Annotated in this window: 11 protein-coding genes; 5 read left to right on the top strand and 6 right to left on the bottom strand. The window is 64.6% G+C overall.

Annotated features, from left to right (window positions below; all coding sequences use genetic code 11):
- Positions 1 to 1,985 (top strand): VCBS domain-containing protein (locus tag AC1D00_RS11235; protein WP_477010726.1); only part of this gene is annotated, 1,985 nt, incomplete at its 5' end.
- Positions 1,986 to 2,007: 22 nt separating this feature from the next.
- On the opposite strand, the gene AC1D00_RS11230 is transcribed toward AC1D00_RS11235, so the two are convergent.
- From AC1D00_RS11230 to fliL, 5 genes are all read right to left on the bottom strand, one after another.
- Positions 2,008 to 2,208, bottom strand: a complete 201-nt coding sequence (locus tag AC1D00_RS11230) for a hypothetical protein (protein WP_404557942.1) — start codon at positions 2,206 to 2,208, stop codon at positions 2,008 to 2,010.
- A 592-nt stretch (positions 2,209 to 2,800) separates the two neighbouring features.
- Positions 2,801 to 3,562 carry a MotE family protein gene (locus tag AC1D00_RS11225; protein ID WP_027548520.1) on the bottom strand — a complete coding sequence of 254 codons (762 nt, stop codon included), beginning with the start codon at positions 3,560 to 3,562 and terminating at the stop codon, positions 2,801 to 2,803.
- 9 nt (positions 3,563 to 3,571) lie between these two features.
- Positions 3,572 to 4,018, bottom strand: coding sequence for a DUF6468 domain-containing protein (locus AC1D00_RS11220; RefSeq protein WP_477010725.1), 447 nt, complete (start codon positions 4,016 to 4,018; stop codon positions 3,572 to 3,574).
- Complete coding sequence (fliM, locus tag AC1D00_RS11215; RefSeq protein WP_477010724.1) at positions 4,015 to 5,217, bottom strand: flagellar motor switch protein FliM; 1,203 nt, start codon at positions 5,215 to 5,217, stop codon at positions 4,015 to 4,017. Before fliM ends, AC1D00_RS11220 begins: the two co-directional genes overlap by 4 nt.
- Positions 5,218 to 5,246: 29 nt before the next feature.
- Complete coding sequence (fliL, locus tag AC1D00_RS11210) at positions 5,247 to 5,747, bottom strand: flagellar basal body-associated protein FliL (RefSeq protein WP_135178428.1); 501 nt, start codon at positions 5,745 to 5,747, stop codon at positions 5,247 to 5,249.
- 384 nt (positions 5,748 to 6,131) lie between these two features.
- On the opposite strand from fliL, the gene flgF reads away from it, so the two are divergent.
- The 4 genes from flgF to flgH are packed head-to-tail and all read left to right on the top strand — an operon-like array spanning position 6,132 to position 9,613.
- A complete protein-coding gene (flgF, locus tag AC1D00_RS11205; protein ID WP_404557944.1) occupies positions 6,132 to 6,893 on the top strand; it encodes a flagellar basal-body rod protein FlgF in 762 nt (253 codons plus the stop codon).
- Between the two features lie 16 nt (positions 6,894 to 6,909).
- Positions 6,910 to 7,698 (top strand): flagellar basal-body rod protein FlgG, encoded by a 789-nt coding sequence (flgG, locus tag AC1D00_RS11200; RefSeq protein ID WP_018642817.1) that lies wholly within the window; start codon positions 6,910 to 6,912, stop codon positions 7,696 to 7,698.
- Positions 7,699 to 7,708: 10 nt separating this feature from the next.
- Positions 7,709 to 8,848: a flagellar basal body P-ring formation chaperone FlgA gene (flgA, locus tag AC1D00_RS11195; protein ID WP_477010723.1), complete on the top strand. Its 1,140-nt coding sequence runs from the start codon at positions 7,709 to 7,711 to the stop codon at positions 8,846 to 8,848.
- Positions 8,849 to 8,851: 3 nt separating this feature from the next.
- Positions 8,852 to 9,613 (top strand): flagellar basal body L-ring protein FlgH, encoded by a 762-nt coding sequence (flgH, locus tag AC1D00_RS11190; RefSeq protein ID WP_135178431.1) that lies wholly within the window; start codon positions 8,852 to 8,854, stop codon positions 9,611 to 9,613.
- Positions 9,614 to 9,909: 296 nt separating this feature from the next.
- Here flgH and AC1D00_RS11185 read toward each other — a convergent pair.
- Positions 9,910 to 10,523 (bottom strand): 2-keto-4-pentenoate hydratase (locus AC1D00_RS11185; RefSeq protein WP_477010722.1); only part of this gene is annotated, 614 nt, incomplete at its 5' end.

Genomic DNA, 10,523 nt, shown 5'->3' with positions numbered 1-10,523 from the left:
CCGCGGTGCAGGCGCTCAATGTCGGCGACACGCTCGCCGACAGTTTCACTGTGACTGCCATCGACGGCACCCCGCAACTGGTGACGATCGCCATCCACGGCACCAACGACGCCGCCATCATTTCCGGCACCACGACCGGCTCAGTGATCGAGGCAGGCACCGCTGCGCCCGGCATTCCGGTCGCGACCGGCACGCTCACCGACACAGACGTCGACAATACGCCGAACACTTTCACGGTAGTCGCCTCACCAACTGCGAGCGACGGCGGGTACGGCACCTTCACCATGACGGCAGCCGGCGTATGGACCTACACACTCGACAACAACAACAGCGTGGTTCAGGCGCTGGACCCGGGCGATGCGTTAACCGACACTTTCACGGTGACTGCGATCGACGGCACGACGCAATCCGTGACCGTCACCATCCATGGTGCCAGCGACGCAGACCCCAACGATTTTGATAACCTCGCCACGGGGTCCGTCGTGATATCCGATCCCCCCAACGTGTTTGGAACGCCGGGGAGCGAAACTATCGCGGGAGGCGGCAACGAAGGTCAGATTATCTACGCGGGAGCCAGCAGTGATACCGTCAACGGTACGGGCAAAGCCGACATTCTCTATGGCGGCTCCGGCAATGACACGATCAAGGGCAACGACGGGGATGACACGATTTACGGTGGTTCGGGCAACGACACCATCAATGGCAACAACGGCAGCGACACCATAACCGGTGGATTTGGTGCCGACCACCTCACGGGTAGCAATGGGAGCGACCGTTTCGTCTATCTATCCGTGGCCGATTCCAACGCCGGCCAGTTCGACACCATTACCGATTTCGCGTCGGGGTCCGACAAGATCGACTTGACGGCTCTCGGCGGGCTTGGCTTCGTTCTCCTGGCCTTGAGCTCATCAAGCACGACTGTGCCGGCTCATACGATCGCCTGGCTCTACGACAGCGCGGCCAATGAGACGATCGTGTATGTCAACCCGAGCGACCAGACCCTGCACATTGGCGATTCCAGCCTGATCGAAATCCATTTGCAGGGAATTGCGACCATCGACGCGTCGGATTTCATCGTGACGCCGGCGGCGGCGGCTGTGCTGGCGGCCGACAGTGGGCCGCTCGATCTCAGCGCAACGACACAAAGCGATGCCACCGMCGTGACGATCACCGATTCGTCCGACACCGCTCTCAGCGACGGCACGCTCCTCGCTGACTGGAACGCGACGGACAGATCAACCGCCCAGGCCTCCGGCGTTTTTGCCAGTTCGGACCAGTTTGGATGGACCGAATATCCGAGCTTCGCCAGCTCAGACGGGGTGCGGCTGCACGCGACCGAGATCACCGACAGTGCCGCGGTAACGACCTCACCGACCGGGCTGTCCGCGATCTTGCACGATGTGGCCGCACCGACGGCGACCAGCTTCGTCTTTGATCATCTAACGGTGCCCGACAGCACCGATACGACGATCGGGAAAAATGACGTGATCGCCGGAAGTGCCCCCACGCCTGACGTTGCTTTCGTGGCGCTCCACGATGCGGCCGAACAGCTCGCCCGGCACGGGCATACGCTGGAGAGCGGCGACAAGGACCATGGTGCATCGGCTCCCGAAAGCGCCCACAATGCTGCTCATGCCCACGGCGGCCCCAATCATTCGCTTTCAAGCGAGGCAGCCGGACAGCACGACGTGCCCGGACACGGCCCGGCGGGTGTCGATCCGCCCTCTACTGCTCATGCGGCGCCCGCCGGACCGCACCAGTTCGGCGACTCCTTTGACTTCAAGGATGGCGCTTCGCATGGCCAGGGTTCAGAGCACAGCGTAGAATTGGATGATCCCCCGGACCCGTCCGGTCATCACGAACACGCCGAGAAAGTCCACGGATCCGCGGTGGCGTCAATGCCTGAACTGCCCCCGCCGCACATTGACCAGGCTCACGGGGCCGGCGCAGCTGGCGTTCATGTGCTGCACGATCTGATCGTGTGACGTCCGCACGGCGACCGTATCTTCAGTGTTGTTTTCCCGCGCAATCCGGCGCGGAGGAATCCTCCCGCCCGAGACCTGCGTCATCATCAGCGTCGCCGTCTTCTCCTTGCGGCGGCAAAACATGTTGATGGCTAAGTGCAGATGTCCAGGCGAGCGTCATCGCCGCGACGAGTAGCCGATTGACGGCTTCGATTGCGCGTTCTGCTGCGGACGAGTAGTTCATGGCTTCTCTCCCCGCTGCGGATCTACGGATGGCAGAAGCCTAGGACGAATGCTTCGGCGCCACTGTACTCCACTTCACATTCGTACGCGTCAACTCATCGCATCCTCAGAAGATGCCGTTTGCTCCTGCTGCATCCGCAACGCGAGTCGCGCTTGGTTGCCGGACACGCGCGCACAACCTCAGGGGTGTTGCGGTCCATCGACGACTCTGAATCAGATGCGATCAGGCGATGCGAATTCGATTGGTCAGCCTTTGGGGGGGCAATCAATGAGCGGAGAAGCCAACTGCATTGTATGTAGCCGGGCAAGAGCAGTCGTAGCCGTCTTTCCAATCGCGCGGGGCTATGCACTGAAGGTGTACGAGTGCTCCTGCTGCCACAGCACCCTGCATCTCGTGACTCGAATGACGAAGGCTGCGCTGATCAGGCAGCACTGCGAGACCCTCCTTCCCGTCGAGAAACAGCTGAGCTCGACCGGTCGCGGGGTTCAGCAGCGGATCGCAAACTAGGCACGCAAGGCATCTGGCCGCGTGCCGGCCGGGCGACCGGGCAACTGCGCGCAAGCTGCCGCAGCGCGCCACGGCTCTCGCGCGCTCAATTCGGCTTTTGCGTCGGCTTGCCGTCGATCTTGGGCAGGTCGCCGGCGGAAGCCGATTGATCGCCGCCGCCATTGGCGCGGCGGGCCATCTCGACGGTCAGCCGCTCGGCGGCCTCCGGCGACATCAGTCCCAGGATGTCCGACATCTTTCGCGGCGCGATGGCCGAGGCGATCTCGATCAGCACGCCCATCTCGAGCCGGTCGAACACCCGCGCGGCGTCCTTCGGCTTCATGCCCTCATACATGGTGACGAGGCCCTTCATGCGTTGGGCTTCGGCGGCCTTCTGCTCGGCCTGGGTCGTGGAGATGCGGGATTCCACCGCCTTCATCTCCTCGACCTTGTTCTCGATGCGCTTTTCGGCCGATTTCAGCAGGCTCTCGCGGATGTCGATCTCGCGCTGGCGGGCCTCGATCTCCTGGCGGCGCGACTGCAACCGCTCCAGGATCGCGCGCTCGGAGGCCGAGACCTGCGGCTGGGCTTCCTCCACCTTGACCACGGTGCCCTCGGGCTTGGTCTCGGGCGCTGCCGGCTTCGGCGCCTCCTTCGGCGCGCCATGGGTCGAGCCGGTGATGTCGGGGTCTTCCCGTCCGGTCGGAAAGTTCAGATTCTCCTGCGCCCAGGACTTCTTGGCCTGTTTCGGCTGGTAGTCGAAGACATAGCCGCCATTGATCGCGAGGCCCGCGACCTTGAGCGTGGCGAGACCTGCGACGGCAACCAGGACGACCGGAATGACGCGGATGTTACGAAAGGATTTCATACCCTGACTTCATGCGGCAAGGCCGTTGGATCGTCTTCGCTCGGAGAAGGCTTCGGCCGCAGCCGCCACCGCCTTGGCCGACGAGGGCCTGGCCTCGGGCGCGGCAACCGTTTCCGGATTGGTCACGGGGCGCGCGGCGATCGCGATCTTGGACAGGCGCCGCACCACGTTGTCGGCTTCGCCCAGCTGCTTGTAGAGCTGGTCCGACATCTGGGTCGCCGCCGCGAGCTGGCTGCCGAGGTTCTCGTTGACGTCGCGCACGGCGAGCTTCAGCCCGCCGATCGCGCGCTCGGCGATCTCGGTCGCGGTGATCAGCTCGGCGATGACCGCCTTCAGCGAATGCTCGTCCGCCTTCAGCCGCGTCAGCCGCTTGTTCAGCAGGATGCAGTAGCCGATCGTGAGCATCAGCAAGATAGCCACCAGCGTCTCGATCGCCATTCCAAGGGAGTGGTTCATGGGGCCTCCATCATCTTGTTCTGCTCGTCCACCTTCTCGAACATCGCAAGTGTCGTATTTGGCTTGCGCAAGGGTTTCGTCACCCTGATAGCGACGCGGTCGCCGACCCGGCCCATGCGTCCTTCGGTGATTGTGACGTCGCCGCAGCGCACGGTGACGTTGGCATCCGCGCGCATGTCCAGCGGCAGCGTGTCGCCGACCTTCAGCCGCATCAGCTGCTTGAGCGGAATGTCGGCCTCGTAAAGCACGGCATCGACAGCGATCTCGGCCTGGCCGATCTCGGTCGCGAAATGGCCTTCCCAGACCGGGTCGCGGCCGAACTTTTCGCCCATGAACATCTGGAGCAGGACGCCCCGGATCGGTTCGATGGTCGCGTAAGGCAGCAGGAGCTCGATATTGCCGCCGCGGTCTTCCATGTCGATGCGCAGGCGCACCAGGATGGCGGCGTTGGCGGGACGGCTGATCGCGGCGAAACGCGGGTTGGTCTCGAGCCGGTCGATCGTGAAGGTCACCGGCGACAGCGGCCGGAACGCCTGCTCGGCGTCGGCCAGCACCACCTCGACCAGCCGCTTGACCAGCTCGGTCTCGATCGTGGTGTAGGGCCGGCCCTCGATGCGGAGCTGGCTGGTGCCGCGGCGGCCGCCGAGCAGCACGTCGATCATCGAGTAGATCAGGTTGGAATCGACCGTCGCCATGCCGAAATTGTCCCACTCCTCGGCCTTGAACACCGAGAGCACGGCCGGCAGCGGGATCGAGTTCATGTAGTCGCCGAAGCGCACCGAGGTGATGCGGTCGAGCGAGACTYCGACGTTGTCCGAGGTGAAATTGCGCAGGGATGTCGTCAAGAGCCGCACCAGGCGGTCGAAGACGATTTCGAGCATCGGCAAACGCTCGTAGGAGACCATCGCCGAATCGATGATCGCGCGAATGCCGGAATGGTCGTCGAGCGTGACGTCGCCGACGGTGAAGCCGAGGAGGTTGTCGATCTCCTCCTGCGACAGCACCCGCTCGCCGGAGTTCTTGCCGGTGCCGAGGTCGCGGCTGCCGTCCTCGACCATGGCCGCCCATTGCAGGGCCATGGTCTCGGAGAGTTCGTTTTCGGCAGCGGCCTTCGCGGCCTCCGCGGGATCCTCGGAATCGAGCGAAGCCTCCCATTGGGCGGCAATCGCATCCTGGTCCATCTGCTCGTTGCCGGCCATGACGCTAGCCCGTTACCTTCCCTGTGCCGTCACTGGATCACGACTTCCTTGAACAGCACCGCGCTGACCTGGACCGGCGCGACCGCCGCGTTGACGCGCTTGGTCAGCTCTTCCTTGAGGCGGAAGATGCCGGCGGAGCCGTTGAGGTCGGAGGAGCGCAGCTCGCGCACGTAGGTCTGGAAGATGTCGGTGACGCGCGGCATCGCCGGCTTGATCGCCTCGATCTGCTTCTCTTCCTTCAGCTCCAGCACGATCTTCAGCTTCAGATATTGCACGCGCTCGCCCGGAGCACCGGCGAGGTTGACCATCATGTCGGGCACCTCGACGAAGGCCGGCGGCTTCGGCGGGGGCGCCGCCTCGGCATGATGCTCGTCGTCGCCGTGACGGAAGAAGAAGAACCAGGTCGCCGCACCGCCGCCGAGAACGGCGAGCAGGCCGACAGCCATGATGATGAGCTTGAGCTTGTTCTTCGGGGGAGCGGCTTCCGCGCCTTCGGCGGCTGTGCCGCCTTCCGCTTCGTTCTCTGCCATGGTCGCCCGGCTCGCTCATCTCTTATAGGAATCGAAAGAGCGAAGCCCCCTGGCAGACAATGACGCGATACAAATGCCCCAGCGCAATGCGCTCCCTTGCACGCAAACGCTACGGTAATAATGGTTAACGGAATCTTTCGATTGGGCCTCCACTAGGAAAAATCTGCCGGGCAAACATGGCTAACAGAACCTTTCTGCCGCCCTTCCGCGCCCTCGAAAAACAATCAAGATATTGATATTAAACAATTTTCTGCGTTGGCACGGCTTTCGCTGAGAGAGGACCGAGACCGACGGGTTTGGGAGAACCTGACGGTCTCGTTCACGGGGTCCGCCAAGGCGCTTGGGAGAGCGAGGTGGCAGATCTCACTCAGGGGAGATCTTCCGATGCAGAACGCGCTTCTGATCGGCTTGTCACGGCAGATGACGTTGGAACGGCAGATGGATGTCATCGCCAACAACGTCGCCAATGCCAACACCAACGGCTTCAAGGCCGACCATTCGCTGTTCGAGGAGTATCTCAACTCGAACGCGCGTGAGGACAATTTCGTCGGTTCCGACCGCCGGGTCTCCTATGTGCAGGACCGCGGCACCTTCCGCGACGTCGGCCAGGGGCCGATGGAGGCGACCAACAACCCGCTCGACATGGCGATCGACGGCAACGCCTTCTTCGCGGTGCAGGCCAACGGCGCCGAGCGCTACACCCGCGACGGCAAATTTTCGCTCAGCAGCACCGGCCAGCTCGTCACCTCCGACGGCAACCTCGTGCTCGGCACCGGCGGCCCGATCACCTTCCAGCCGACCGACCACGACATCAATATCGCCCCCGACGGCACCGTCACGGTGCTCGAGGGCACGGCCAAGACCGACTCGATCCGCGGCAAGATCCGCATGGCCTCGTTCGACGATCCGGCCAGGCTGACCAAGCTCGGCGCCAACCTCTACAGCGCCGGCTCCGCGACCCAGCAGGCCGACACCAAGTCCACCGTGCGCCAGGGCTACATCGAGAAGTCGAACGTGAACTCGGTCGGCGAGATGAGCCGCATGGTCGAAGTCATGCGCAGCTACACCGCCATCGCCAATCTGCTCCAGCAGCAGAGCGACCTCCACAAATCGGCGATCGAGAAGCTCGCCGACGTTCCGGCCTGATTAGGGGACCACTGACATGCAAGCGCTCCACACCGCTGCGACCGGAATGGCGGCCCAGGAACTCAACGTCCAGGTCATCTCCAACAACATCGCGAACCTGCGCACCACCGGCTTCAAGAAGCAGACCGCGGCGTTCCAGGACCTGATCTACGAGCACGTCCGCCGCGTCGGCGCGCAGGCCTCGGACCAGGGCACCATCCTGCCCGTCGGTGTCGACATCGGCGGCGGCGTCAAGACCGTCGGCACGCCGCGCAGCATGACGCAGGGCACGCTGTCGCAGACCGGCAACGATCTCGACCTCGCGATGTCGGGTGAAGGCTTCTTCAAGATCCTGATGCCCGACGGGACCTACCAGTACACCCGCGACGGCACCTTCCAGATGGACAACCAGGGTCGCGTCGTCACCGCGCAGGGCAACCCGGTGCAGCCGACCATCACCATCCCGAACAACGCCTCCGGCATCTCCGTCAGCGAGCAGGGCCAGGTCTCGGTGACGCTGCCGGGCTCGTCGACCTCCTCGATCATCGGCCAGATCGGCGTGACCCGGTTCATCAACAAGGCGGGTTTGCAGCCCGTCGGAAGCAACCAGTTCACCGAAACGCCCTCCTCCGGCCCGCCGCAGGACGGCACCGCCAATGCCGAAGGCTACGGCAAGATCACGCAGGGCAGCCTGGAGCAGGCCAATGTCGACGTCGTCTCGGAGATGAGCGACCTGATCGCCGCCCAGCGCGCCTACGAGATGAACGCCAAGGTCATCAGCGCCGCCGACCAGATGATGCAATCGACCACGGCGCTGTTCCGCTGAGGCAATGACGATGATCCGCACCACCCTCGCCACGATCTCCGCTCTCCTGCTGCTGGCGMTGCCGGCGCAGGCCGCCGACGACGTCATCGCGGCGCCGACGCTGCGCGCGAGCGTCACCGTGACCTCCGACGTGGTGCGGGTCGGCGATCTCATCGACAATGCCGGCTCGGCCGCGCTGATCCCGGTCTACCGCTCGCCCGATCTCGGCACCACCGGCGCGCTGCCGGTCGCGCAAGTCCTGTCGGTGTTGCGCGCAAAGCAGGTGATCGGCGTGATGACCGGCGACGTCAGGGAAGTCCAGGTCACCCGCCTCGCCCGCACCCTCGCCAACAAGGACCTCGAAAACGCGGTCGCCTCGGCGCTCGAGCGCCGCTTCGGCCTTGGCGATGCCGCCAACATCACCATCACCTTCGACCGCGGCGTCGCCGACATGCGGCTGGACGCCTCCAACACCGGCGCGCTCCAGCCGGTGGCAACCCGTTACGACGCCCGCAGCGGCCGTTTCGACATCGCCTTCGAGATCAACAACGACAACAATCCGGCGCCGACCAAGCTGCGCTTCACCGGCTCCGCGATCGAGACCGTGGAAGTGGCCGTGCTGACGCGCGACATCGACCGCGCCGACCTCCTGAAATCCTCCGACGTCACGCTGGAGCGCCGGCCCAAGGCCGAGGTCACCGGCGAGGCCGCCTCGCGCGACCGCACCATCGGCATGCAGCTGCGCCGGCCGATGCGGGCGGGCACGCCGATCCGGGTCGCCGACATCGTCAAGCCCGACTTCGTGCAGCGCGACCAGAACGTCACCATCATCTACCAGGTGCCCGGCCTCTACCTCACCACGCGCGGCAAGGCGATCGAGAGCGGCGCCGAGGGCGACACCGTCAGCGTGCTCAACCTGCAATCCAAGCGCACGCTGACCGGCGTCGTCACCGGCCGCGGCCAGATCACGGTCCAGGGCGCGAGCCAGTCCGCGCCGATGCCGCCCGCGGTCGAGCAGACCTCCTCGCTCAAGCGCGACGAAACGCCCGCGGCCGCTGCTGCTGCTGCGCTCGCCCAAAGCCTGGTCCAGGCCCCCGCGTCTCCGGCCCAGATCGCCCAAGCCCAGATCCCGCAAGCCCGCATCTCGCAAGCTCCAGCCAAGTCAGAGTAAGTCATGTCCAGTTTCAGTTCGGCTTCCCGTCTTCGTCGCATCGCGATCTCTGCCCTGCTGCTGGCCTCTTGCGCGCTGGGCGGCTGTTCCTCGATCGACCGCCTGTCGCAGATCGGCGAGCAACCGAAATTGTCGGCGATCGACAATCCGACGACGCAGCCCGGCTACAAGCCGGTGCAGATGCCGATGCCGAAGCCGGAAGTCGCCTCCTACAATCCGAACTCGCTGTGGCGGAACGGCAGCCGCGCCTTCTTCAAGGACCAGCGCGCCCACCAGATCGGCGACCTCCTCACCGTGACCGTGAACATCACCGACAAGGCGAACCTCTCCAACGAAACCCAGCGCAGCCGCACCGCCAAGGAAGACTCGGGAATTACCGATTTTATCGGCAGCCAAACGGTCACGCAGCCACTCAAGGTCCTGCCCGGCCGCCTTCTCACCACCGACTCGACATCCTCCGCCGATGGCAAGGGCTCGGTCAATCGCACGGAAGCGTTGCAGACCAACGTCGCCGCGGTGGTGACGCAAGTGCTGCCGAACGGCAACCTCGTGGTCGAAGGCAAGCAGGAGATCCGCGTCAACTACGAAATCCGCGAACTCGTGGTCGCCGGCATCGTCCGCCCCGAGGACATCCAGAGCGACAACACCATCGATTCCAGCAAGATCGCCCAGGCCCGCATCGCCTATGGCGGCCGCGGCCAGATCACGGACGTGCAGCAGCCGCGCTACGGCCAGCAGGTCATGGACGTACTGCTGCCCTTCTAAGCCTCTCCCGAGCTCCCACATCGTGTTCGCGAACCTAGGCGCGAACGACGATGTACTACGCGGCCTCCGGTAGCTCCCCTGCCGGAGGCCGCATGTATTTTGGCGCGCGGTTGCGAGCCGCCGCCTACGCGGTCGGTTGGCGCAATCAAACGCCGCCCCAGCTTCCGTCATTGCGAGCGCAGCGAAGCAATCCAGAAATGCGACCACGGAAAGATTCTGGATTGCTTCGTCGCATCAGCGCAAAATTGCTTCGCAATTTTGTCGCGGGCTCCTCGCAATGGGGCGCTATGCGCCCCTCACGTAAACTTCGCCTCCACCACGCCCAGCCCGTCCAGCTCCATCCGCACCTTGTCGCCGGCCTTCAGCCATAGCGTCTTGACCAGGCTTCCCGTCAGCACGAGCTGTCCCGCATGCAAACTCTTGCCGTCGGCGGCGAGATGATTGGCGAGCCAGGCGAGCGCGTTGTGGGGGTGGCCGAGCACGTCGGCGCCGGTGCCGTGGCTGACCTCCTCGCCGTTGACGATGGCGCGGCCCTTGACCGCCGTCAGGTCCGGCACCGACGAACGCGGCACGGACGGCCCCAGCACGCAGCCGGCGGCGAAGAAATCGTCGGCGATCAGCGTCGGCGCGCCCATCGTCTCCCACTTCACATAGCGGTCGTCGACGATCTCGATCGCGGGATGATAGGCCTCGACGGCCTCGCCGACCCATTCGGCCGTGAACGGCGCCTCGCCGGCGGCAAGGTCACGCTGCAGCCGCACCGCGATCTCGCATTCGACGCCGACACGGACATATTTGGAGGTCGCGAGCTTCACCCCGCTGTCGTGCACGCCTTTCTGGAACACGCCGCCGCCGCAGGGATGCGGGATGCCGATATAGTCCTGCATCACTTGGCTGGTGCAGCCGATCT

Source organism: Bradyrhizobium sp. P2_E8 (genome assembly GCF_056403875.1).
This window is presented reverse-complemented; position numbering and strand designations above follow the sequence as displayed.

What these genes read in the sequence shown, in the direction of transcription:
- AC1D00_RS11230 (WP_404557942.1), bottom strand. Translation starts at nt 2,208, where the DNA reads ATGAACTACTCGTCCGCAGCAGAACGCGCAATCGAAGCCGTCAATCGG.
- AC1D00_RS11225 (WP_027548520.1), bottom strand. Translation starts at nt 3,562, where the DNA reads ATGAAATCCTTTCGTAACATCCGCGTCATTCCGGTCGTCCTGGTTGCC.
- AC1D00_RS11220 (WP_477010725.1), bottom strand. Translation starts at nt 4,018, where the DNA reads ATGAACCACTCCCTTGGAATGGCGATCGAGACGCTGGTGGCTATCTTG.
- fliL (WP_135178428.1), bottom strand. Translation starts at nt 5,747, where the DNA reads ATGGCAGAGAACGAAGCGGAAGGCGGCACAGCCGCCGAAGGCGCGGAA.
- flgF (WP_404557944.1), top strand. Translation starts at nt 6,132, where the DNA reads ATGCAGAACGCGCTTCTGATCGGCTTGTCACGGCAGATGACGTTGGAA.
- flgG (WP_018642817.1), top strand. Translation starts at nt 6,910, where the DNA reads ATGCAAGCGCTCCACACCGCTGCGACCGGAATGGCGGCCCAGGAACTC.
- flgH (WP_135178431.1), top strand. Translation starts at nt 8,852, where the DNA reads ATGTCCAGTTTCAGTTCGGCTTCCCGTCTTCGTCGCATCGCGATCTCT.